General features: G+C 70.9%; 22 protein-coding genes. 17 read left to right on the top strand and 5 right to left on the bottom strand.

The annotated features are described in order from the left end of the window. Position 1: 1 nt before the first annotated feature. Together VZL07_RS04315 and VZL07_RS04310 are read left to right on the top strand one after the other, a co-directional pair. A complete protein-coding gene (locus tag VZL07_RS04315; protein ID WP_426754057.1) occupies positions 2-979 on the top strand; it encodes a nicotinamidase in 978 nt (325 codons plus the stop codon). A gap of 18 nt (positions 980-997) precedes the next feature. Beyond that, a complete protein-coding gene (locus tag VZL07_RS04310; RefSeq protein WP_426754056.1) occupies positions 998-1462 on the top strand; it encodes a hypothetical protein in 465 nt (154 codons plus the stop codon). A gap of 134 nt (positions 1463-1596) precedes the next feature. Here VZL07_RS04310 and VZL07_RS04305 read toward each other — a convergent pair whose 3' ends face one another. The 3 genes from VZL07_RS04305 to VZL07_RS04295 all read right to left on the bottom strand — a co-directional run bounded on the left by VZL07_RS04305 (position 1597) and on the right by VZL07_RS04295 (position 4730). Beyond that, the gene (locus tag VZL07_RS04305; RefSeq protein ID WP_426757230.1) at positions 1597-2712 is read right to left on the bottom strand and encodes a glycerate kinase; all 1116 of its coding nucleotides are present in this window, start codon (positions 2710-2712) and stop codon (positions 1597-1599) included. A gap of 214 nt (positions 2713-2926) precedes the next feature. Beyond that, a complete protein-coding gene (locus tag VZL07_RS04300) occupies positions 2927-3418 on the bottom strand; it encodes a YkgJ family cysteine cluster protein (protein ID WP_426754055.1) in 492 nt (163 codons plus the stop codon). Between the two features lie 10 nt (positions 3419-3428). After that, positions 3429-4730: a class I SAM-dependent rRNA methyltransferase gene (locus VZL07_RS04295; protein ID WP_426754054.1), complete on the bottom strand. Its 1302-nt coding sequence runs from the start codon at positions 4728-4730 to the stop codon at positions 3429-3431. A 29-nt stretch (positions 4731-4759) separates the two neighbouring features. Here VZL07_RS04295 and VZL07_RS04290 point away from each other — a divergent pair, with 29 nt between their 5' ends. Both VZL07_RS04290 and VZL07_RS04285 read left to right on the top strand, forming a co-directional pair. After that, entirely contained in the window at positions 4760-5290 is a 531-nt protein-coding gene (locus VZL07_RS04290; RefSeq protein WP_426754053.1) for a hypothetical protein, read from the top strand. A 72-nt stretch (positions 5291-5362) separates the two neighbouring features. Further along, entirely contained in the window at positions 5363-5944 is a 582-nt protein-coding gene (locus tag VZL07_RS04285) for an FxsA family protein (RefSeq protein ID WP_426754052.1), read from the top strand. A 4-nt stretch (positions 5945-5948) separates the two neighbouring features. Here the strand turns inward: VZL07_RS04285 and VZL07_RS04280 are convergent, their stop codons facing one another. Then, positions 5949-7097 carry an acyltransferase family protein gene (locus VZL07_RS04280; protein ID WP_426754051.1) on the bottom strand — a complete coding sequence of 383 codons (1149 nt, stop codon included), beginning with the start codon at positions 7095-7097 and terminating at the stop codon, positions 5949-5951. Between the two features lie 72 nt (positions 7098-7169). Between VZL07_RS04280 and VZL07_RS04275 the strand changes: the two genes are divergently transcribed. The 12 genes from VZL07_RS04275 (at position 7170) to VZL07_RS04220 (ending at position 20012) form a co-directional block, all read left to right on the top strand. Further along, the gene (locus tag VZL07_RS04275; protein ID WP_426754050.1) at positions 7170-8048 is read left to right on the top strand and encodes a hypothetical protein; all 879 of its coding nucleotides are present in this window, start codon (positions 7170-7172) and stop codon (positions 8046-8048) included. Positions 8049-8227: 179 nt separating this feature from the next. Next, positions 8228-9334, top strand: coding sequence for a cytochrome-c peroxidase (locus tag VZL07_RS04270; RefSeq protein ID WP_426754049.1), 1107 nt, complete (start codon positions 8228-8230; stop codon positions 9332-9334). Between the two features lie 40 nt (positions 9335-9374). Then, positions 9375-9773: a hypothetical protein gene (locus VZL07_RS04265; RefSeq protein WP_426754048.1), complete on the top strand. Its 399-nt coding sequence runs from the start codon at positions 9375-9377 to the stop codon at positions 9771-9773. A gap of 183 nt (positions 9774-9956) precedes the next feature. Continuing rightward, on the top strand, positions 9957-10799 hold the full coding sequence (locus tag VZL07_RS04260; protein ID WP_426754047.1) for a c-type cytochrome: 843 nt from the start codon (positions 9957-9959) through the stop codon (positions 10797-10799). Further along, entirely contained in the window at positions 10796-11413 is a 618-nt protein-coding gene (locus tag VZL07_RS04255) for a respiratory nitrate reductase subunit gamma (protein WP_426754046.1), read from the top strand. The genes VZL07_RS04260 and VZL07_RS04255 overlap by 4 nt, the downstream gene beginning before the upstream one ends. An 18-nt stretch (positions 11414-11431) precedes the next feature. After that, positions 11432-12073 carry a cytochrome c3 family protein gene (locus VZL07_RS04250; RefSeq protein WP_426754045.1) on the top strand — a complete coding sequence of 214 codons (642 nt, stop codon included), beginning with the start codon at positions 11432-11434 and terminating at the stop codon, positions 12071-12073. 12 nt (positions 12074-12085) lie between these two features. Continuing rightward, positions 12086-15064 carry a TAT-variant-translocated molybdopterin oxidoreductase gene (locus VZL07_RS04245; RefSeq protein WP_426754044.1) on the top strand — a complete coding sequence of 993 codons (2979 nt, stop codon included), beginning with the start codon at positions 12086-12088 and terminating at the stop codon, positions 15062-15064. Then, a complete protein-coding gene (gene nrfD, locus VZL07_RS04240; RefSeq protein WP_426754043.1) occupies positions 15061-16539 on the top strand; it encodes an NrfD/PsrC family molybdoenzyme membrane anchor subunit in 1479 nt (492 codons plus the stop codon). Before VZL07_RS04245 ends, nrfD begins: the two co-directional genes overlap by 4 nt. Next, positions 16536-17057: a DUF3341 domain-containing protein gene (locus VZL07_RS04235; RefSeq protein ID WP_426754042.1), complete on the top strand. Its 522-nt coding sequence runs from the start codon at positions 16536-16538 to the stop codon at positions 17055-17057. The genes nrfD and VZL07_RS04235 overlap by 4 nt, the downstream gene beginning before the upstream one ends. After that, positions 17054-17623: a c-type cytochrome gene (locus VZL07_RS04230; RefSeq protein WP_426754041.1), complete on the top strand. Its 570-nt coding sequence runs from the start codon at positions 17054-17056 to the stop codon at positions 17621-17623. Before VZL07_RS04235 ends, VZL07_RS04230 begins: the two co-directional genes overlap by 4 nt. Further along, entirely contained in the window at positions 17620-18816 is a 1197-nt protein-coding gene (locus tag VZL07_RS04225; protein ID WP_426754040.1) for a hypothetical protein, read from the top strand. Before VZL07_RS04230 ends, VZL07_RS04225 begins: the two co-directional genes overlap by 4 nt. Positions 18817-18944: 128 nt before the next feature. Next, positions 18945-20012, top strand: coding sequence for an oxidoreductase (locus VZL07_RS04220; protein WP_426754039.1), 1068 nt, complete (start codon positions 18945-18947; stop codon positions 20010-20012). 135 nt (positions 20013-20147) lie between these two features. Here the strand turns inward: VZL07_RS04220 and VZL07_RS04215 are convergent, their stop codons facing one another. Beyond that, on the bottom strand, positions 20148-21620 hold the full coding sequence (locus tag VZL07_RS04215) for a hypothetical protein (protein WP_426754038.1): 1473 nt from the start codon (positions 21618-21620) through the stop codon (positions 20148-20150). Between the two features lie 394 nt (positions 21621-22014). Here VZL07_RS04215 and VZL07_RS04210 point away from each other — a divergent pair, with 394 nt between their 5' ends. Beyond that, a complete protein-coding gene (locus VZL07_RS04210) occupies positions 22015-23310 on the top strand; it encodes a YecA family protein (protein ID WP_426754037.1) in 1296 nt (431 codons plus the stop codon). The last annotated feature ends 7 nt before the right edge of the window (positions 23311-23317 follow it).

Genomic DNA, 23317 nt, shown 5'->3' with positions numbered 1-23317 from the left:
CATGCCCTTGCCCATACCCCGCTTTCACGAGGACGCTCGCGCCAGCCAGCTCTACCTGGAGCGCGGCGCGGAGGTGGCCGAGGAGGCCCTGCGCTACCTGACCGAGCACCGCGTTCGTCCCTCTCGAGAGGACGCGGTGCGGGTGGCCGCCTTCGGCATCGACGTGCAGGTGGCCTTCTGCACGCCGGGCGCCAGTCTCTTCGTTCCTGGCGCGGTGGAGGACACGCAGCGCACGCTGCGCTGGCTCTACGCGAACCTGGACCGGGTGACGGAGCTGGTGTTCTCGCTGGACACCCACCGGGCGTTCCATGTCTTCCACCCCTCCTGGTGGCGGGACGCGGAAGGGCGGCCGCCTCCGCCGCTGACGTCCATCACCGCCGCGGACGTGCGCTCGGGCCGGTGGCGGGCCACGCGCTTCCATGAGGAGAGCCTGGCCTACTGCGAGCAACTGGAGGCCAGCGGACGCTACGTGCTCACCGTCTGGCCCTTCCACGCGATGCTCGGGGGCCTGAGCCACGCGCTGGTGCCGTCCGTCTTCGAGGCGAGCCTCTTCCACGCCCTGGTCCGCGACGTGCCCACGCACTTCGAGCTCAAGGGCGAGCACCCGCTCACGGAGAACTACTCCGTGCTCTCGCCCGAGGTGACGGAGGTGAAGGGGCAGCAGGTGGGGGCGTTCAACACGCGCCTCTTCGAGCACCTGATGTCCTTTGACCGCATCTACGTGTTCGGCCAGGCCAGCTCGCACTGCGTGCTGAACACGCTGCTGGACCTGCGGCGGCACATCGAGCGGACGGACCCCTCGAGGATGGGGCGCGTCTACATCCTGGAGGACGCCATGAGCCCGGTGCCGGCGCCGCCGCTGGACCCGCTGCCGCCGTCACTGGACTTCCCCCGGCTGGCGCGCGAGGCCCTCCGGGACTTCCAGGCGGCCGGCATGCGCGTGGTGCGGACCACGGACCCGGTGGACGTCGGCGCTTAGCGAGCCACGAGCATGCGCATGCGTGAAACGGGCCGGGCCATCGCGAATGGGCGCCAGCGTGAGCTTGGGCGACGGGTACTCGGCTACGGCCTTGCGGGCCTGGGAGCCGCCGCTTCGGCGTGTGTGCTCCTCGTGGCCTGGGTGGTCTGCATCTTCTTGGGGATGGCTTTCGGCGTGGTATCGGATGCGGCTCCGGACGTAGGAGAAATGGCAGTCGGCGCCGTGGCAGGGCTTGCCGGTGGGCTGGTCGCGACGCTCACCGCGGGGCTCAGTTTGCGGCTTGTCACGAGTCGTGATGTCGGCGTTTTCCCGTGGCTCGTGCTCGGGGGCTGGGTGCTCCTGGGAGCCTGCGGCACCGGGTGGATCAGTGTCGTGGTGCTTTGCGTCCTGCTGCCGGTTCTCACGCTCGTGGCCATCGCCGGCCGTGCCCTGCATGTTCTCCGCACCGCGGCTGTGGAAACAGGCGCCGTGCCATGGCCGTGAGTCTCAGCCTGAGTAGAATGCGCTGTGAGTCGGAGCGCCCGTCCATGGATTCCAATCCCACGCCGGACAACGCCGGCGGCCTCGCGCTCCGCGGAGGCCGCGTCCCCAAGCCCGCGGGGAAGTGACGCCTCTGCTCAGCGGCCCTTGAGCCGCTGGGCGGCCCAGCGCGCCGCGGCCTCGCACAGCACCTTCGCGGCGTCCTCACCGGGGTGTGGCTGCGAGGCCAGCTCCACCACCTCGTGGAAGAGGTCCAGCTCCAGGCCTTCATCGCGCCGCACCTGACCCGCGAAGAGCACCACCGGGGTGCCATGCTCGCGGGCCAGCCGCGCGATGCCCCCCGGGCCCTTGCCCAGCGACGTCTGCCGGTCGAAGCGGCCCTCGCCTGTGAGCACCACGTCCGCCATCAGCACCCGCCGCTCCAGGCCCAGGGCGCGCGACACCAGCTCATAGCCGGGCACCAGCCGAGCGCCTGCGAGCGACAGCAGGCCGAAGCCGAAGCCACCCGCGGCCCCCGCGCCGGGCCAGCCCGCGGGCGTGTCGCCCAGCACCCCGGCCGCGTGGGCCAGCGCCGCCTCCAGGGCCTCGACGTCCGTCGCGTCCGCGCCCTTCTGGGGACCGAAAAGCCGCGCGGCGCCATCCGGCCCCAGCAGCGGCGAGGCGACGTCCGTGGCACCGAGAATCTCCACCTCGCCCAGCCGTGGGTGACGCCCGCTGGCGTCCACGGAGGCGAGCCGCCCCAGCGCCGCGCCCCCAGGGGGCAGCAGCTGGCCCTGCGTGTCCAGGAAGCGGAAGCCCAGCGCGCTGAGGGCGCCTGTGCCCGCGTCGGTGGTGGCGCTGCCGCCCAGGCCGACGATGAGGCGCTCACAGCCCGAGTCCAGCGCCGCGCGCATCAGCTCGCCCGTGCCGTAGGTGGACGCATTCCGCGCGTCGCGGGCCTCCGCGGGAAGCAGCGTCAGGCCAGAGGCCGCGGCCATCTCCACCACCGCCGTGCGGCCATCCTCCACCAGTGCCCAGTGCGCCTCTACCGGCGCGCCGAGCGGCCCGCGCACCACCTGCTGGCGTCGCTCGCCGCGCAGGCCCGTCAGCAACGCGTCCACGGTGCCGGGCCCGCCATCCGCGAGCGGCGCCACGTCCAGTACCACGTCAGGGGAGGACGCCCGGAGGCCCTTGGCCATGGCCTCGGCGGCCTCCGAGGCGGTCAGGGTCCCTTTGAATTCCTGCGGTGCGACGAGCCAGCGAGGAGAAATCACGATGAAGGGCTTGGCGCTTTCTGAGGTGTCCAAGGAACTCCAGAAGGCCAGGGGACCGGTACCGCGTCCTTCACCTGCAAGAGCCCCCACCCCTGGCATACCACTCCCAGCATCATTCTCACTCCTGGGGTGCGGCGTGTTTCATCACTTCGATGTTTCAATTCACCGATATCGCCGTGAATTCCTGTAAAGATCTGAATCAAAACGTTGTAATTCAAGCATTCGCTGCGGCGTCCCAGGCCTCTGCATGCCAGTCCAGCAGCGGGCGCGGGGCCTTCAGCGAGGGGGCCATGCGCTGGGACACGCGCTCCAGGCGCTCCAGCAACGCGGCCACCGTCTCCGCGGGCTGGCGTGCGGGGCCGCGGATGCGCTCGCAGAAGAAGGTCCGGCAGCCGAAGGGCCGGTCCGCGTACACCGAGCAGCGCAGGCCCGTGGCGTCCAGGTAGGGACAGCCGCCATCCGCGCGCGGCGGTGGCAGTGGGCGCTTGCGGGCAAGCAGCTCCCATTCGGGTTGCCACAGCCAGGGTTGGCGCCGGGTGACGGCGAGCTGGCAGCACTCGCCGCTGGCCGGGCAGGAGTAGGGGGCGTAGGCCGCGTCCGCCTGGCGGTAGATGGCGCGCACTTCCTTCAGGGCGCGTTCCCGCTCGCGGGTGCCGCCCCGGGGGGCATCGTCGTCCTCCTCGTCCGAGTCGTCCCGCGTCCGCATGGGCGTGGCCTCACAGCACCCGGAGCACGAAGCACTTCAGGTAGCGCGTCTCGCGCAGGTTGAGCAGCACGGGGTGGTCCCGGCCGGCGCCACGCCGCTCGATGATTTGCACGCGGCGGCGCGCGTCCGCGGCGGCGGAGGCGAGCATGTCCTCGAAGGCCTGCTCGTCCACGTGGTACGTGCAGCTGGCGGAGATGAGGATGCCCCCGGGCCGCAACAGCTGCATGGCGCGGAGGTTGATTTCCTTGTACCCGCGCACCGCCGCGGGGATGGCGTCCTTGTTCTTCGCGAAGGACGGCGGGTCCAGGACGATGGTGTCGAAGCGCTTGCCCTCGTCCACCGCGTCGCGGAGGAAGTCGAAGGCGTTGGCCACCACCACGTCCAGGTTGCCCAGCTTGTTGGCCGCGGCGTTCTCCCGCAGCTGGGCCGCCGCCGCGTCGGAGATTTCAACCGCGGTGACGTGCTTCGCCCGCGTGGCGAGCTGGAGCGCGAAGCCTCCCACGTAGGAGAAGCAGTCCAGCGCCTCGCCATGCGCGTACTGCGAGGCCATGACGTGATTCTCACGCTGGTCCAGGAAGGCGCCCGTCTTCTGGCCCTCCAGCAGGTCCGCGCGCATCTTCACCAGGCCCTCGTCGAAGGCCACCGGGCCGGGGCGCTCGCCGCGCAGCACGCCCTTCTCCGGGGTGAGGCCCTCCAGGTTGCGCACGCCCACGTCGGAGCGGTTGATGATGCCACGCGGGTTGAACTGCGCCTGGAGCAGGTCGGCGATGAGCGCCTTGCGCTGCTCCATGGCGGGGACGAGGAACTGCACGCTGAGGAAGTCGCCGTAGCGGTCCACCACGAGGCCCGGCAAGCCGTCCGCCTCGCCGTGGACCAGCCGGTACGTCTTCTCGCCCGGCAGCGCGAGCTGGCGCAGCGCGTCCGCGGCCTGGAGGCGCTCGCGGAAGAAGTCCGCGTCCACCGCGACGTCGTCGAAGCTGAGCCAGCGCAGGGAAATCTTCGAGTGCTTCGAATAGAAGGCCTTGCCGAGGAACCAGCCCCGGGTGTCCGTCACCCGCACCACCTCCCCGCCGGCCAGGCCCGGGTCGCCGTTGAGGTCCGCGCGGTAGATCCACGGGTGTCCGCCCTGCCAGCGCTCCACGCCGCGGCGCAGCAGGGAGACCTGGGGCAGGCCGTCCGGGCCCAGCTCGGGCGCGGTGCGGTCCGGGGCGGGCTTCTCGGGGCGAGCGTGGGGACGGCCCCGACCCTGGGGCGGAGCGGGAGGCCGGGAGGCGCCTCGGTGCGGGCGGGGGGGCTTGGAAGAGGTGGGCATGGCGTTCGCGGCGTATACTCGCAACCCGCGTGAGATACGAGTTGCTCCTCCAGACGATGACACCGGGTACGCCTTACGAGGCGGCGCGGGTGGATGCCCTCCTTTCCCAGCGGGGCGTGGCTGTCCGGCCGGACGGCGTGCGCAGGTGGCCCTTCAAGCATGGCGACGTCGAGATTGGCGAGCTGCGCGAGGGAGGCCAGGTGGTGGCCACCGAGCTGCGCGTGCCGCTGTCGGACCGGACGGACCTGGTGCGCGAGGTGCTGGCGGAGGCGGCCTCGCTGGCCGCCGAGGCCGACGTCCGGCTGATGGACCCTCAGCTCGGCCGCCCGCTGACCACGAAGGACGACGCCGGCGTGGTGGAACAGTACGTCCGCACCGCGCGCTACGCGGGCGAGGTGGCCGGCATGCCCGAGGCGCTCGGCGCGGGCAGCTACGGCATGGAGACGCAGACGCAGCGCGGCTTCCAGCTCTCCGGGCGCTTCCTGCTCATCGCCATCGGCATCCTGGTGGCCCTGTACCTGGTCGTGGACTCGCTGGTGGCCCAGCTGGGCGGGCGCTGACGCGAAGGGCGGGGTCGGACTTGCACGTCCGGTTGTCCGGCACGGCCCCTCCCGAAGGGTTACCTTGGGGGCGTGTTCAGACTCCTCCTCATCGCCTTCATCGTGGTGCCCTTCCTCGAGCTGTATCTGCTCCTGGCCATCGGCCGGCAGATAGGGCCCATGCCCACGCTCGCCTGGGTGCTGCTGTCGGGACTCGTGGGGGCCTCGCTGTCCCGGCGAGAAGGCCGGCGGGTGCTGCGCCAGTGGCGGGAGGCCATGGCGCGCGGCCAGGTCCCCGAAGAGGGCATTCTCAGTGGCGTGCTGGTGCTGGCGGGCGGCGTGCTGCTCGTCATCCCCGGCGTCATCACCGACGTGGTGGGGCTGCTGCTCCTGCTGCCGCCGGTGCGGCGCCTCATCTCCGCGCGCGTGCGCCGCTCCCTGGAGCGCAAGGTGCGGGAGGGCTCGGTACACGTCACCACCTTCGGAGGCGGCGCCTTCGGGGGCGGCTTCCACGCATCGGTGGGAGGCCCCTTCCCGGGAGGCCCCGTGCCTCGCACGCCCTACACGCGGGTCATCGAGGAGGACGCTGGCACCTCCACCCCCGCCCGGCGTCCGCAGGCGCCGCAGGCGGAAGTGGACGCCGAGTTCACCGAGGAGGAGCCCCGGAGGGGCTGAGGCGTCAGCTGCCTCGCGAGCCGAGGCTGCCGACGCTGGCCGCCAGCGTGGTGGAGCCGGTCCGCCAGGGCCGGGCCTGGTCTCGCAGCCACGTCCCGATGCGGGCCACGAGCGCGCAGGCCAGCAGCAGCGCCACGCCGATGCCCAGGCCGGCCGACAGGCTGAGCGTGGGGCCCACACGGCTCGACAGGCCCTGGTAGCTGGACCAGCCGTACACCACAGGCAGGTGTAGCACGTAGACCCACAAGGACAGGCGCCCCAACGGGGCCAGCAGGCCGCTCACGCGCGTGGGCAGCATGTTGACGAGGCCGAGGACCATCATCCCCTGGCCCACGCGGTAGGCCACCAGCCACGCGCTGGCGGGGCCCCAGTCCTGGGGCTGCCCGCGCATGAACCAGAAGAGCCCGCTGCCCAGCACCAGCAGCGCCAGCCCCTGCGGCACGCCGGGACGCAGCGCGCCCAGCAGGTTCGCGGCCAGCGCCCCCGCGAAGAAGTAGGCGGCCCACGGGAAGAAGGCGAAGCGGCTGAAGCCATCCGTGCCGATGAGCTGCGTCAGCGGTCCGGGCAGGCCTTCGCTCATCGTCCGCACGGTGGCGCTCATCAACGGCAGGCCCACCGCCATCACCGCCAGCATCACCGTGCGTCCCCAGCGGCCCGGTGTCACCGCCAGCAGGGTGGAGCCCACCAGGAGGGCGAAGCCGATGCACTGGAGCGCATCGAAGGTGAACACCTTGGTCAGCATCTTCTCGGTCAACCCCATGTGGATGACCGTGGACCACCCGGGCCAGTGCACGAGGTAGCCCAGGAAGATGAGTAGCAGCGCGCGCCGCACCCGCTTGCCATAGGTGTCCCGGGCCGCCGTGGGCTTCGAGCCCAGCGCCGCGACCACCGCCCACCCGGCGACCATCAGGAACAGCGGCGCGGTGATGCCTCGGCAGGTCCAGTAGTGCTGAACCCACACGTCCTCACGCACCGTCGGCGACAACACCGCGTCCAGCGTGTGGCCAATGACCATCGCCATCACCGCGAGCCCGCGCGCGGCGTCGAGGCCGGGGTGCCGGGTCTCTCGCTTCTGGAAGGTGAAGGTAGGGCCGAGTTGACTCACGAGGTCTCCAGCATAGGCCGTGACTCGGGCCACGTCTCGAAAACGCATGAACCGTTCCGTCCGCGCTTCACGCGGAGGCGGGGCGCCCTGGCGGGTCGTGTGGTGCTACAGGGATGGCGCATGCGCCTGCCCGGAGACCTGCCACTCGGCCTGCTGCTCGTCCTGTTGACTGCTCCCACCGCGCGCGCGGCGTCGGGAGATGACTGGCTGGGGCCGGACAAGCCCAAGCACTTCGCCGCGTGTTTCATGCTCGCGGGCGCGGGCTATGGGGGAGGCGCGCTCCTCTTCGACACGCCCTCCGCGCGCTGGCTCACGGGCGCGGGCCTCGCGATGGGCGTGGGCGTGGGCAAGGAGCTCTACGACCTGGGCCGCGGCACGACGTTCTCCCTGAAGGACCTGGCGTGGGACGCGGTGGGGACGGCATCGGGGCTCGCGGTGGCGTATGTGGTGGACCGGCTCTTCTTCCGCGAAGCAGGGGCGCCGGACCTGGCGCGGCGGCGCTGGCCGCTACGTCGTTCCGTGGCGCTCACCTTCGAGGGGCGCGGGGGCGGGGACGTCCGGGGCTGGCTCGCCACGCGCCTGGCGTTCGACGAGCTCTACCAGCGCTTCGCGTTGCAGCCTCGGGTCCACCGTCACCAGGGCACCGCCCCGGCCGGAGACGCTGGTGACCAGCACGGTGACCTTGCCTCGCGGGCACTGATTCATACAGCCGGAGGGCAGCACGCGGACCTGCTCGCCCAGGCCCCGTTCGGCGAGCGTGCCCTGCAGCCAGCGCGGCAGATCCAGGCCGCCAGCCCGGGCGCCGCCCTTCATGAGGCACTTCCGGCAGACGAGCACCTCCACGTCCTCCACTGGCCCACCGACGCTGTCGCCCTGCATCCATCCTCCCGGGTGTCGTTGATGCCGCGCGCCGCCAATTCACCGGCCTGGCATGGCGATGCTCCGCTGGCTGGCGCCCTGTCGGCCGGCGCACGAAACGCGCCTGGGACTTGGAGGTAGCGCGTTGTCGGGAATCCCGCAGGCGCCGCTGCCCGTCCGGGTGCCCTCCGAGCGGGACGGCACCCCGGTGGCTGATAGGTCCGGAAAGCGGGCGTGCAGGGTTGTCACGTCGCGGCGTTCCTCTCCGCGTCCTAGCTGGTAGCTTGGGCCGCGCTATCGAAGCAGCCGTGGAGGGCTTCATGTTCCAGAACCGGTGGGTTTCGTTGCTGGCGCTGTCCGCCCTGGGCACCGGTGCGCTCGCGGGGTGTGAGCGGACGCCGCCTCCCGCCGCGCCCGTGGCGGCGCCAGAGCCGGAGAAGCTGCCCGAGCCCAAGCCGATGACGCCCGAGCAGCTGGCGCACTTCTTCAAGCCGCTGCCGCCGCGCAAGGGGGCTCCGCCTCCGCCCGAGGACACCGAGGCCCAGGTGGCGCTGGGGCGGATGCTCTACTTCGAGCCGCGCCTGTCGAAGAACCATGACGTGTCCTGCAACACCTGCCACGGCCTCACGTCCTTCGGCGTGGACAACAAGGCGCTGTCGGACGGGCACAAGGGGCAGAAGGGCACGCGCAACTCGCCCACCGTGTACAACGCGGCGAACCACATCGCGCAGTTCTGGGACGGGCGCGCGGACACCCTGGAGGAGCAGGCCACGGGGCCCATCCTCAATCCGGTGGAGATGGCCATGCCGGACGAGAAGCGCGTGGTGGCCACGCTGAGCTCCATCCCGGAGTACACGAAGCGCTTCCGCGAGGCCTTCCCCGGCGAGAAGAAGCCGGTGACGATGGCCAACGCCGCGCGCGCCATCGCCGCCTTCGAGCGCAAGCTCGTCACCACCTCGCGCTTCGACGCCTACCTGTCCGGCCAGCATGACGCGCTCACCGCGCAGGAGCAGCGCGGCCTGCAGCTCTTCGCCACCACGGGCTGCACCACCTGCCACAACGGGCCGGCGGTGGGGGGGACGTCCTTCCAGAAGCTGGGCCTCATCGAGGACTACCCGGGGCTGAAGGACGCGGGCCGCTTCGACGCCACGAAGAACGAGGAGGACCGGGGCAAGTTCCGCGTGCCCACGCTCCTCAACGTGGAGAAGACGGGGCCCTACCTGCATGACGGCAGCGTGGTGGACCTCCCGCAGATGGTGCGGTTGATGGCGAAGCACCAGCTGGCGCGCACCCTGACGGACACCGAGGTGGACGACCTGGTCGCCTTCCTCAAGAGCCTCACGGGCGAGCTCCCCCCGGCCGAGCTCATCTCCGCGCCGGAGCTTCCCCCCAGCACCGCGAAGACGCCCAAGCCGGACCCGTCTTGACGCGTGCGTGGCGCCCCGCGCGTTGCTAAGCAGCGGGGTCATGGACCGAATGCTCTTCCACGCCCACTCCGGGCTCCGCTATCTGGTGCTGCTGGCCGGCATCCTGGCCCTCGCGTACTTCGCCTTCGGGCTCGCCACCCGGAAGCCCTTCGACAAGCTGGGGCGCATTCTGGGCTCGGCGTACTCCGGGCTGCTCCAGCTCCAGTTCCTGCTGGGCATCGGCGTGCTGGTGACGCGCTTCTACTACCCGGCGCTCATCGGTCACATCGTGATGATGGTGCTCGCCGTCGGCGCCGCGCAGGCCACGCTGTCCATCAACCGCCGCAAGCCGCAGCCCGCCTTCGTGCTGCCGCTGGTGGGCGTGGTGCTGTCCCTCGTCTTCATCATCGGCGGCATCATGGCCATTGGCCGCGGCGTCTTCACCAGCACGGCGATGTGAGCCGCGGCGGGTAAATGCTGCGCTGAATCACGGCGCGCGGCGCAAATGCTGCGCTCCCACGGCCAACACCCACGCATGACTGCCTGGGTGTTGGCCGTTCGTCATTCTGGCCCTCGCATTGCAATTCGTGTCGAGCGTGCCGGGCAGTGAGCCCGGCCTCCCTTCGAGGAGGGGCACGCGGCGATGCGGACACACGCCCAGGAAGGACGACCGCGCGGGGCGCGGGGGCTCGTCCCCGTCATTCAGCTCCTGGCCGTACTGGTGGCGCCAGCGGCGGGAGCGCAGGGCGCCACCCAGGGCGCGACGCTCTTCACGCAACGCTGCGCGACCTGTCACACGGTGGGCGAGGGCGACCGCGTGGGGCCGGACCTGCACGGGGTGCTGGAGCGGCGCGAGGAAGCGTGGGTCACCCGCTTCATCACCAGCCCGGGCGCGGTCATCGACGCGGGCGACCCGGTGGCCACCGCGCTGCTGGAGCAGTTCAACGGCATCCGCATGCCGGACCAGCAGCTCACGCCAGAGGAGCGCACCGCCCTCTACGCCTTCTTCCGCGACTGCACGCAGAAGGGGAAGGGCGCCTGCAAGCCGTCGCCCGCGGCGAAGATGGGCACGGACGCGACGGCGGAGGAGATTGCCCGCGGCCGCCGCCTCTTCGAGGGAACCGAGCCGCTGGCGAAGGGCGGCCCCGCCTGCTTCGGCTGCCATGACGTGCGCGGCGTGGGGGTGGCCGGCGGCGGCACGCTGGGGCCCAACCTCACCTTCGCCTTCGCCCGAATGGGCGAGCGCGGCATGCGGCCCGCGCTGGCGAAGCTGGACACGCCGATGATGGGCGCGCTGTACGCGAAGGCGCCGCTGGAGGAAGAGGAGCAGTACGCCCTCAAGGCCTTCCTCGCGGACGCATCGCGCGACGGCAGCAAGCCCCGCCCGGACCGGGACTTCTTCTACCTGGGGCTCGTCGGGACGCTGGCGGTGCTCGGGTTCATGGGCGTCGCCTTCGGCGCGACGGCCAAGCGAGGTCAGCCGTGAGTGACGCCCTCTTCTCCGCCATCCCCTACGTGGCGGCGGGCGCGGCCGTGGCCGGCGGGGTGCGCCGGCTGATGGCGCGAACGCCGGCGCCCACGCCCGCCGCGCCGACACCCTGGACCCCCCCGGGGCGGGCCGTCCTGGCGGGGGCCTCCATCGTCGCGCTCAACCACGTGCTGGGGCTGCTGGCGCCCCGGGTGATGCAGGCCTTCAACGCGTCGCCGGGACGGCTCTTCACGCTGGAGGCGGTGAGCCTCATCGGTGGGTTGCTGCTCGCGTGGGGGCTGGCGGGCCTGACGCTGCGGCGCGCGCGGGATGGCCAGTGGGGCGCCGCCGCGCTGCTGGGGCTGCTGCTCACGCAGGCACTCTCCGGCATCTACCTGGCGGTGTCGCTGCGCTGGGGCTCGGCCTGGTACGTCCACGTGGTGGTGCCGTACCTGCGCTCGGTGCTCGCCTTCCAGCCGGACGCGGCGCTGCTGGCGCAGGCCCCCTTCATCGTCCAGCTCCACACCCTCTCCGGGATGGTGATGCTGGCCCTGGCTCCCTTCATCCGCGCGCGGCCCGGGCCCGTGGCCGCGCCCCTGCTCGTCACGCCTCGGGAGGAGACCGCCGGCTGACGCGGCGGTGCACCCGTCATGAAAGATGCCTCGACTCGCATTCCGCGCCGCGCGCTCGCCGCTGGTTGGGTGGGCTGCCTGGCCGCGCTCTCCCTGGCGGGGTGCAGCGGTCCGGTCAACAACCAGCAGGGCTACATGCCCGAGCAGCCCGTGGCCTTCTCACATGCCGTCCACGCCGGCCAGTACGGCCTGGATTGCCAGTACTGCCACGTGGGCGCGGAGAAGAGCCGCCACGCCGGTGTGCCCGCCACCAGCGTGTGCATGAACTGCCACACGCAGGTGAAGACGGACTCGCCCGAAATCCAGAAGGTCGCCGCGGCGGTGGCGGAGAACAAGCCGCTCGCGTGGGTGCGCATCCATCGGCTGCCGGACCACGCGTACTTCAACCATGCCAGCCACGTGGGCGCGGGCCTGGAGTGCCAGACGTGCCACGGGCCCGTGCAGGAGATGGTGCGCGTGGAGCAGAAGGAGCCGATGACGATGGGCTGGTGCCTGGACTGCCACCGCGACACGGCGGCGAAGCAGGTGTCGGCCCCGAAGCCCTCCGCGCCCCGCGCGGGCGAACTGCTGGCCCTGTCGTCCGGCGCGCCCGCCCCCGAGCCCCTGAAGGCACCCCGCGTCCTGCAGCCCCCCACGGACTGCTCGAGCTGCCACCGCTGAGGAGTCCCACCCATGTCCGACCCACTTCCCAAGTACTGGCAGAGCCTGGCCGAGCGCGCGAGCGACCCGGGTGTCCTCGCCCAGGCACAGGACGAGTTCGCCGAGCCGCTGCCCGTGGGCGTCGCCGCCACGCCGCCGGATGAGCGCAGCCGCCGTGACTTCTTCAAGCTGATGGGCCTGAGCGCCGCGGCGGCCATGGTGGCCTGCCAGCGCGCGCCGGTTCAGAAAATCATCCCCTATGTGGCGCGCCCGGACGAGGTCACGCCGGGCCTCGCGCTCTGGTACGCGTCCACGTGCAACGGGTGCAGCGCCCGCTGCGGCGTGCTCCTCAAGACGCGCGATGGGCGCCCCATCAAGGTGGAGGGCAACGACGAGCACCCCGTGTCGCGCGGCGGCGTGTGCGCGGTGGGGCAGGCGTCGGTGCTGTCGCTCTACGACGCCAGCCGTGCCCGTTTCCCCACCCGGGCCGGCAAGCGCGTGGCCTGGACGGAGCTGGACGCGGACGTCGAGCAGGCCCTGCGCAAGGCCACCGAGGCGGGGCAGGGCATCCGCGTGGTGCTGCCCTGGCACCTGGGTCCCACCGCGGAGGCGGCCGTGAAACGCTTCCTCGCGGCGTACCCCACCGCGCGCACCGTGCGCGATGAGCCGCTGGGCGAGCTGTCCGCCATCGCCGAGGCCCACCGTGTCACGCACGGCGTGCATGCCGTCCCGGACTACCGCTTCGACGAGGCCACCGTCATCGCCAGCTTCGGAGCGGACTTCCTGGGGACGTGGGTGTCGCCGGTGGCCTTCACCCGCCAGTACACGGAGGCACGCGACGCGGCCGGCAAGCGGACCATGTCGCGGCACTATCAGGTCGAGCCGATGATGACGCTCACGGGGGCCGCCGCGGACCGACGGCTCGTGGTGGCGCCGTCCGAGCTGCCGCTGGTGCTCGCGGACCTGGTGCGACTGCTGGCCGTGAAGGCGGGCCGCGAGCTGCCCGGCCTGCCGTCGCTGCCCGCGCCCACGCTGGACGAAGCCGCGCGGGAAGCGCTCGCGGAGGACCTCTGGGCCCAGCGCGAGGGCGCCCTGGTGGTGGCGGGCGGTGACGACGTGGCCACGCAGGTGCTGGTCAACACCGCCAACGCGCTCCTGGGCAACGAGGGCCGCACGGTGTCGCTGGCGGAGGGCACCGCGCTGGATGCGGACGCGCTGTCGCTGGACGCGCTACTCGCGGAGCTGCGAGCGGGCACGGTGGGCGCGGTGCTCTTCCTGGGCGCCAACCCCGTCTACACCGACCCACGCGGCGAGGAGCTGGCGGCGCTGCTGAAGAACGTGCCGCTGACCCTGTCCACCAGCGACCGGCGGGACGAGACGGCCACCCACGTGGGGCTCCACGCGCCGGACGCCACGGCGCTGGAGTCGTGGGGCGACGCGGAGGTGCGCCGAGGCGTCGTGTCCTTGCGCCAGCCCGCGGTGGCGCCGCTGCACGAGACGCGCAGCGCGGTGGAGTCGCTGCTCCAGTGGGCGGGCGCGCCCCAGCCACACTACGACTTCCTCCGCGCGCGGTGGGAGGCGGAGGTCTTCCCCCGGGTGAGCGCGACGGCACTGGGCTTCGGGGCCTTCTGGGACGACGCCCTTCGCCGGGGCGTGGTGACGCTGCCCGGAGCTCAGGCCGAGGCTCCAGCCTTCCGTGTCGAGGGATTGGCGAAGGCGCTGGCCGGCGTGGCCCGTCCCGCCGTGGAGTGGGAGCTGGTGCTGTACCCCACGGTGGCCGTCCGCGACGGCGCTCCCGCGAACAACGGCTGGCTCCAGGAGATGGCGGACCCCATCACCAAGGCGACGTGGGGCAACCCCGCGTGCATCGCCCCCGCCCGCGCGAAGGCGCTGGGGTTGAAGGACGGCGACGTGGTGAAGGTGCGCGCGGGCGGCCGGTCGGTGTCGGTGCCCGTGCTGGTGCAGGCGGGGACGCACCCCTCCGTCATCGCCGTGCCGGTGGGCTACGGCCGCACCCAGGCCGGACGCGTGGCGGATGGCATCGGCGTCAACGTCTATCCCCTGTCGACCGTGACGGACGGGCGCGCGCGGCGCACGGTGCCGGGGGTTACGGTGGAGGCCACGGGGGAGCAGCAGCCGCTGGCGCTCACCCAGACGCATCACCGGCTGGAGGGGCGTCCGCACGTGCGCGAGGCGGAGCTGGCCGCCTTCCTGGCCAACCCGCGCGCTGGCAACGAGGTGCAGGCGGGCCACGGTGGGGGAGGGCACTCGCTCTCCATGTGGTCCGGCCACGAGTACAAGGGGCACCGCTGGGCGCTGGCGGTGGACCTGAGCGCCTGCACGGGGTGCTCGGCCTGCGTGGTGTCGTGCCAGGCGGAGAACAACATCCCCAGCGTGGGGCGCGACGAGGTGCTGCGCCGGCGCGAGATGCACTGGATGCGCATCGACCGGTACTACCAGGGTGACGAGGCCAATCCCCAGGTCGTCCACCAGCCGATGATGTGCCAGCACTGCGAGAATGCGCCGTGCGAGTCGGTGTGCCCGGTGCTGGCCACGGTGCACTCCAGCGAGGGGCTCAACCAGCAGGTCTACAACCGCTGCGTGGGCACGCGGTACTGCGCCAACAACTGCCCCACCAAGGTCCGCCGCTTCAACTGGTTCGACTATCCCCACGATGAGCCGCTGGAGCGGATGGTGCTCAACCCGGACGTCGTCGTGCGCAGCCGGGGCGTCATGGAGAAGTGCTCGCTCTGCGTGCAGCGCATCCAGGAGTCCAAGGCCGCCGCCAACCGCGAGGGCCGCCCACTGCGCGATGGAGACATCCAGACGGCCTGCCAGCAGAGCTGCCCCGCGAAGGCCATCCACTTCGGCGACGTGCACGACCCCGACAGCCAGGTGGCGCGGCTCGCGAAGGACGGGCGCGCGTTCCGGCTGCTGGAGGAGCTGAACATCGGGTCGTCCATCACCTACCTCACGAAGATCCGGAACACCGGGTCGGGAAGCGGAACATGAGCAACCAGCACCTGTCCCCGCTGCGCGAGCCGCTCGTCACCGAGCCGCGCTCCCTGGGCGAGCTCACCGAGGAAATCTGCGCCCCCATGGAGCGGCCTCCCACGTGGAAGTGGTGGGTGGCCTTCGGCATCGCGGTGTCCGTGCTCGGCACGGGCGCCGGCATCGTCGGCTACCAGGTGGCCACGGGCATCGGCGTGTGGGGCCTCAACAAGACGATTGGCTGGGCCTTCGACATCACCAACTTCGTGTTCTGGGTGGGCATCGGTCACGCCGGCACGCTCATCTCCGCCATCCTCTTCCTCTTCCGGCAGAAGTGGCGGACCAGCATCAACCGCGCGGCGGAGGCCATGACGCTGTTCGCCGTCATGTGCGCGGCGCTCTTCCCCGTCATCCACATGGGCCGGCCCTGGTTGGCCTTCTGGGTGCTGCCGTATCCGAATGACCGCGGCAGCCTGTGGGTGAACTTCCGCTCGCCGCTCCTGTGGGACGTGTTCGCCATCTCCACGTACTTCACCGTGTCGGCGGTGTTCTGGTACGTGGGCCTGATTCCGGACCTGGCCACGGTGCGAGACCGGGCGAAGGCGGGCATCCGCAAGGCCGTCTTCAAGGTGCTGTCGCTGGGGTGGACGGGCTCGCACCGGACGTGGAGCCGCTACGAGACGGTGTACCTGCTGCTCGCGGGACTGGCCACGCCGCTGGTGCTCAGCGTGCACACCATCGTCTCCATGGACTTCGCCACGTCGGTCATCCCCGGCTGGCACACCACCATCTTCCCGCCGTACTTCGTCGCGGGCGCGGTGTTCAGCGGCTTCGCCATGGTGCTGACGCTGATGATCATCACCCGCGTGGTGCTGGGCTACGAGCACCTCATCACCCTGCGTCACCTGGAGAACATGACGAAGATCATCATCGTCACGGGTGGCCTGGTGTCGCTGGCGTACGCGACGGAGTTCTTCATCGCCTGGTACTCGGGCAACCCCTACGAGCGCTTCGCCTTCATGAACCGCGCCTTCGGGCCCTACGCCTGGGCGTACTGGATCATGGTGACGTGCAACGTGGTGTCGCCGCATCTCTTCTGGTTCAAGAAGATTCGCACCTCGCCCGCCGCCATCTTCGTCCTGTCGCTGGTCATCAACGTGGGCATGTGGTTCGAGCGCTTCGTCATCATCGTCACCAGCCTGCACCGCGACTTCCTGCCGTCGAGCTGGGCCATGTACACGCCGACGATGGTGGAGGTGGGCACCTTCATCGGCACCTTCGGCCTCTTCTTCACGCTGTTCCTGCTCTTCGTCCGCGTGCTGCCCATCATCTCCATCGGTGAGGTGAAGAGCGTGCTGGGCTTCGCCCGCGAAGGACATGACGCGCAGCCGCACCCGCCCGCGAAGCCGGCCGCCGAGGAGCCACACCCCGTGGCCCACCGGCCCGTGTCGCCGGTGCCGCTGGCCATCGCCACCCGAAAGGATGCACCCGTATGAGTGCCCCGGTTCTCATCGGCTACTTCGACAACGAGGCGCAGGTGCTCGACGCCACCCGGGCGGTGCGCGAGGCGGGCTTCGTCCTCCACGACGTGTACACACCCTATGCGGTGCACGGCATGGATGACGCCATGGGGCTCAGGCCCAGCCGCCTCACCTGGGTGTGCTTCGGCGCGGGCCTGCTGGGCTGCACGCTGGCGCTGTCGCTCCAGCTCTACACCAGCGTGGTGAGCTGGCCGCTCAACGTGGGGGGCAAGCCCTTCAACTCGTTCCCCGCGTTCATCCCGGTGTCCTTCGAGCTGACGGTGCTCTTCGCGGCGCTGACGACGGTGGCGGCCTTCCTGGTGCGAACGAAGCTCTTTCCCGGGAGCCGGCGCCCGGTGCTCCCGCGCGTCACGGATGACCGGTTCGCCATCGCGGTGGCCCCGCGTTCGGCCCCGTCGGAGCTGGACGCGGCCGAGGACCTGATGCGCCGCCACGGTGCCGTGGCGACGGACCTGCGGGAGGTGGCGCCGTGAAGAAGCTGCACCTGGGCGTGGTGGTCGTGAGTCTGGCCTTCACGGGCTGCGAGCAGGACGAGACGCGGCCCAACTTCGAGTACGCGCCGGACATGGTGTCGTCCGTGCCGTATGACAGCTTCGCGGCCAATCCCGTCACCGTGGATGGAAAGACGCTGCTGGCACCGGTGAAGGGCACGGTGCCGCGCGGGCACCAGCCGCTGCACCTGGCGGCGGGGCCGGAGGAGGCGGTGCGCGCGGGGCGGGAGCTCCGGAATCCCTATCCCGCGTCGCCGGAAGTGCTGGCGCGGGGAAAGGTGGCCTTCTCGCGCTACTGCGGTCCGTGTCACGGCCCGGAAGGCTTGGGAGACGGCCTCGTCACGGCGCGCTTCCCGATGCCACCGTCGCTGCTGGCCGAGCACGCGAAGCAGCTCCCCGACGGGCAGGTGTTCCACATCATCACCCACGGCCAGGGCCTGATGCCGGCCCACGGCTCGCAGGTGGCTCCGGAGGACCGGTGGAAGATCGTCCACTACGTCCGGACCTTGCAGGACCCCGCGCGGACGGCGCGGAAGGACGTGCCATGAGTGCTCCACTGCATGAGGTGTCCGCCGCTCCGACGAGCGGCTTCGAGGTTCCCCCCGCCGTGCACCGCGCGGCGCAGGTGCTGGCAGGCGTGGGCTTGGGCACGTTGGTGGCGGGGCTGGCCCTGGCACGCGAGCGGGCCCTGACGAGCCTCTTGGCCAATGGCTTCTATTTCCTGTGCCTGGGCCTGGGCGGCGCGGTGTTCCTGGCGCTGATGTACGTGGCCAACGCGGGCTGGTTCACCGTGTTCAAGCGCATCCCGGAGGCCTTCGCGGCCTATGTGCCGTGGGGCGCGGTGACGATCCTGGCGCTGCTGCCCTTCGTGTCCTCGCTGTACCCCTGGGCGAAGCCGGGCGTCATGGAGACGGACCACCTGCTGCACGAGAAGGCGGCCTTCCTCAACGTGCCCTTCTTCGCGGTGCGCATGGTGGTGATGCTGACGCTGTGGACGGGCTTCACGTGGATGCTGCGGCGCATCTCCCTGCGGCAGGACACGGAGCGCTCGCCGGAGCTGGCCGGGCGCAACGTGACGGTGTCCGCGGTGTTCCTGGTGCTCTTCTCGCTGACCTTCTGTCTGGCCGCGTTCGACTGGCTGATGACCCTGGAGCCGCACTGGTTCAGCACCATCTACGCGCTCTACAACGTGGCGGGCCTGCTCAGCTCCAGCGTGTGCGCCATCACCGTGGTGGCGATTCTGCTCCACCGCGCGGGCGCGCTGCCCCAGCTCAACACCAGCCACCTGCACGACCTGGGCAAGCTGATGTTCGGCTTCGCCACGCTGTGGGCCTATCTGTGGTTCTCGCAGTACCTGCTCATCTGGTACGCGAACATCCCGGAGGAGACCGTCTACTTCGTCAACCGGCTGCACGGAACGTGGGCGGTGGCCTTCTACGCGAACGTCGTCCTCAACTGGGCGCTGCCCTTCGTGTTGCTGCTGCCTCGGCCGGCGAAGCGCAACCCGTTGCACCTGCTGCGGGTGGCCGCCATCCTCCTGGTGGGACGCTGGCTGGACCTGTACCTGATGGTGGTGCCCGGTCACCAGCCGGACGGCGTGGCGCTGGGCGTGTTCGAGCTGGCCGGCTTCGTGGGGCTGGGCGCGCTCTTCACGCTGGCGGTGACGCGGACCGTGCGCGAGACGCCGATGGTGCCGGTGGGCGACCCGTACCTGGTGGAGAGCCTGCACCACCACACCTGAGCCTGGTTCGAAGAAAAGGGAGCGGTGGATGCCTCGATGGCGGGGCCTCCCCGGAAGCCCGCTCCCGAACGCGACGCCGTCCGTCCTCCTCGGCGGGCGGCGTTGCCCTTTCCAGGGTAGGGTGCGCCATGGCCTCTTCATCTCCGGGACGAACCCCCCTCCGCGTGGCCCTGCTGGGCTACGGCATCGCGGGGAGGTACATCCATACCCCGCTGATTCAAGGTGTGGACGGGTTGGTGCTCCAGGTCGTCGCCTCGCGCCAGGAAGAAGCGGTGCGCTCCACGCTGCCCCACGTCACCTTCTGTGGTTCCCATGAGGCCGGGGCGACGCACCCCGATGTGGACCTGGTCGTCATCGCCACGGCGAACGACCTGCACTTTCCACTGGCGGAGGCCGCGCTCCGGGCGGGGAAGCACGTCGTCGTCGACAAGCCCTTCACCATCACCCTGGCCGAAGCCCGCGCGCTGCGTGCCCTGGCGGCGTCGCGCGGCTTGCTGCTCTCGGTGTTCCACAACCGGCGCTGGGACACCGACTTCCTCGCGTTGAGGGCGCTGCTGGCGGAAGGCACCCTGGGCCATGTGGCCCATGTCGAGTCGCGCTTCGACCGGTTCCGCCCGGAGGTTCGTAGCCAGTGGCGGGAACAGATGGTGCCGGGCGCGGGCGTGTGGTTCGACCTGGGGCCACACCTCGTCGACCAGGCACTGCAGCTGTTTGGATTGCCGGACTCGGTGTCCGGGACCCGCGAAGCCCTTCGAGAGGGCGCTTTCGTGGATGACTGGTTCCAGTACACGCTCGTCTACCCGAGGCGGCAGGTGGTGCTTCAGGCGTCCATGCTCGTCGCGGCCCGGATGCCCCGCTTCGCAGTGCATGGCGCGCGGGGCTCGTGGCTGGCGTTGGGACGGGACCCACACGTGCCGCGCCTCGTGATGGGGGATTCACCGGAAGGGACGGGCTGGGGTGAGGCTCCTGTGCGGGATGGCGCGCCCACCGTCGCGTCGGTAGGGGACTACCGGCTCTATTACGCGGGCATCCGGGATGCGCTTCTGGGCGGCGCCCCCAACCCCGTGACGCCCGTCCAGGCCGTGGTCGTCCAGGCCGTGCTGGAGGCGGGGATTGAGGCCCAGGCGAGTGGTCGTGCGCAGCCGCTGGCACTCACGGAGGCGGAGCGTGCCGCCTTCGACGCTGGCGCTGACTGATTCGCACGACGCGGCGGTTGGGATTGTGAGGGGCAGGCTCGGGCCATCGCCCCTGCCTGCTCCCTCGCTCGCGCAAGACCGCGGCATGCTCGGCCCGATTATCCGCCCGGGCCGCATCCCGACCGTCGTGACGCCTCAGGGCGTGGTGAAGAAGGCGCTCAGGGCATCCGCCTGCCTGTTCGGCAGAAGGTACGTGGTGGAGCCCCGGCGGCTGAGGTCGAAGTAGGGGGCATCGATGGCCGTCAGTCGCAGATAGTGGATGGCGCCCGACGAGAGCAACCCTGGGGGCAGCCGGACCTGGGTGAGCGAGCCCGGGACGTAGACGTATCCCTTGAGGCGAAGCGAGAAGCCGCTTCGACCATAGACGGCCACCCGATAGGCGGTGGGTGAGCCCAGGGTCGGTGCCTGCCAGGCGACAACGGGGGTGAGCGAAGCCACCTGCAGCGAGGTCATGGCATCCGCTCCGTCGAGGGTCAGTGTCCGGGGTGGAGATACGCGCGGCTGCACGGGCCCGGCGACGAGGTCCTCCAGCCGCTCATGCGTGAGCATGGTACCCAGCAGTCCAAAACTGCCACCGGAGCCATCGGGGAAAGGCGCCCAGACCCGGAACGAATACTGGGCGTAGCCCACCATCCCCCAACTGGAGGGGTATGGATTGCCGTACGTCAGCGGGCGTGTGAAGTCGGGCAAAGTACCTGCGGGAAGCTCGAGGGTGAACACCTCGCCCACGATGCCCAGCCAACCATGGCTCAGGCCATACGCCGAGGGGTAGACGTAGAACCCGGGTGTGTCCGGCGTGGCCGTGGGGTGGACCGTCGAGGCATGGCCGGGATACTCGGAGAGGCGCCAGTCGACGCTGAACGCCGTCTGGGGCACCGGCTGCAGCGCGCCGGTGACGGGCAGGGGCGTCGTGCCGTCCGCCGCGTAGTCGAAGGCGGGCATCTCCACGCTGCGCACCACGGTGCTGTATGCCAGCGCGCCGCCATCTGGCAGGGTGCCCGCGTCAAGCTGGCTGAGCTGGTTCACGTACAACCGGTCCCCTTTGGCCGCCTCGAAGATGGGCGTCCCTCCGGTGGTGTTCCACATATCGGCCTGGCTCGTGATGAGGCTCGTCTGCCCGGCGGGCACATCCTCATAGAGGGTCAGGAACGCACCGAGGTTCACCTGCCCGGAGGCGACCTGCAGGCTGGAGCCGGGCTCCGTGTTTCGCCGGTAGGGCATCCACGGGGCGAGGTTCGTCACGTTGATGTCGAGGGGGGAGATGGTCTCCGGGGAAAAGACGGTGTCCGCCCGGCCCAGGTCATGCGAGTCGAGCTCCACCTCCCTCGCGTCCGTGATGGTGTAGGTGGAGCCGCTCTTCAGGTAGTACAGGCCTGAGGGTACGCCCGTGAACTGCCAACCGCCGTCCGGGGTCGCCGAGCCGGTGAGGTGAGTGAACGTCGAGCCGTTGGGGATGAGGATCTCCAGGTTGCTGGCCGACAGGTCTCTCGGCACCGCCGTGATGCCGCCCGCGTTGTGGAAGTGCGCGGAGGCCGTCACGAGCACCGTACCCCCATCCGTGGTCAGGCCCGTGGCGAGCGGCGGGCCCAGCCCCGTCGCCGGTGACACGTCGATTTCTCCGTCAGCGCACGCGAGCCACGCAGCGCACGCGGGCACGAGAAACAAGGAAAAGCAACGGAATTGCATGAGTCCCCCTCAGGTGTCGGGAATACCGAGTCAGCATATCAGGGGCGATGACAACGAATTCACCGGTCCAGGTCGGGCAGCGCCGCCAGCATTTGAATCAGGGCTTCGCAGGCCGACGAATGCGGAGTCCACCTGCGTGGGAAGCTGAACAGGGCCTCCCTGCCCGGACACGGGGCGGAGTGCAGGCACAGGCGCACCTGGAGGCGGAGCGTGCCGCCTTCCATGCAGGCACTGCTTGATTCGCGCCCGGGGGGATGCCTACTCCTAGCGCCGTCGTGGACTCTCCTTGTCGCCTGCGCGACCCCCTGAGGACCTCTTGAGCTCGAAGAAGCCCGGCCGTAATGACCCGTGTCCCTGTGGCAGTGGCAAGAAGTACAAGGTCTGCCATGCCGCCGAGGACCGGGCCCGCGCCGCGCCGCCCGCCGTCCCGGCCGCGTCCGCGAGGGCCAACCTCGAAGCGGCGATGGAAGTGCTGGGCGACCCCGATGTGTCCAAGCTGTCCGGTGCCCTGGAGCGGCTGGCGGACCTGATGGCGGAGTGGGGGCCGCTGCCCGGCCTGCGCTTCGACGTGACGGCCTTCTCCGAGCACGTGGGGAAGGAGCTGGCCCGGCTGTCCGAGAACGTGGAACAGGACGCCGCCAGCGCCCGGCGCGAGCTGCTGGTGGGGACGGTGCGTGCGCTCGGTACGCCCGCGTTCCTGGCGTCGCTCGGCGCCGCGCTGATGTCCAAGCTGTCCACGCCGGGACTGTCCGCAGAGGACCGGAGGGCTATTGGCGTGGGCACGCTGCTGGCTTCGGCGTCCAAGCGGATGGGAAAGGCCCGGCCGGAGGACATCCCCGTGCTGGACGTCGTCTTCGACGTTCAGTTCCGCGAGTGGAGCGCGAAGCACAAGGAGCTGTCCCAGAAGTACGAGGCGCTGGTGAAGGGCCTGGAGGAGGAGTCGCTCCCCGAGGAGGCGAAGGCCGCGCTCCAGCAGGCCCGGGGCGGCGATGTGGGCGCGCTGCTCAAGTACGTCCAGGAGGACCCGGCGCTGGCCGAGCGCATCGCCCGCGAGGCCAAGGAGCGAGCTGCCCGTGTGGAAGCGTGGCTGCGGGCCGCGACGTCGCCAGCCGTCTTCTCGCCCGAGGAGGAGCTGTGGCTGACGTGCGCCCTCTGGGAGCCGATGCAGGCGCTGAAGAACCTGCCCACGGGCACGGAGCCCGCGGTGCGCCGGGAAGCCGTGACGGAGCTGATGCGGGCGGTGAAGGGCGCGCTCGACGAGGACTTCCTCTCGGGGCTGCTCGAAGGGCTGCGGGAGAAGGCGAAAGCCCCGGCGGCGGATGAAGCGACCCGGACGGCGTACATGGATGCCGCCATCGCCTTCGAGGCGGAGCCCGCGCGGATGACGCTCGCCGCGCTGCTCACGGCCCGGAAGGAGGCCGAGGGCCGCTCGCCCGAGGAGATGGTGGCGCTGGCCGACCTCAAGGCGCTCACCGCGTGGACGCCGGAGGCCTTCGAGCCCTACCGCGCGCTTCTGCTGACCATGGGCCTGCCGGCCGCCGCCGCGCGCATCGAGCGCTGCCAGGCGTGGCTCAAGGACCACCCGGTGACTTTGCGCACCGAGCAGGCCTGAGGCGGGG

Source organism: Pseudomyxococcus flavus (genome assembly GCF_050038885.1).
GTDB lineage: Bacteria > Myxococcota > Myxococcia > Myxococcales > Myxococcaceae > Myxococcus > Myxococcus flavus.
Note: the sequence above shows the minus strand (reverse complement) of the source record. Positions and strands in the feature narration are given on the sequence as shown.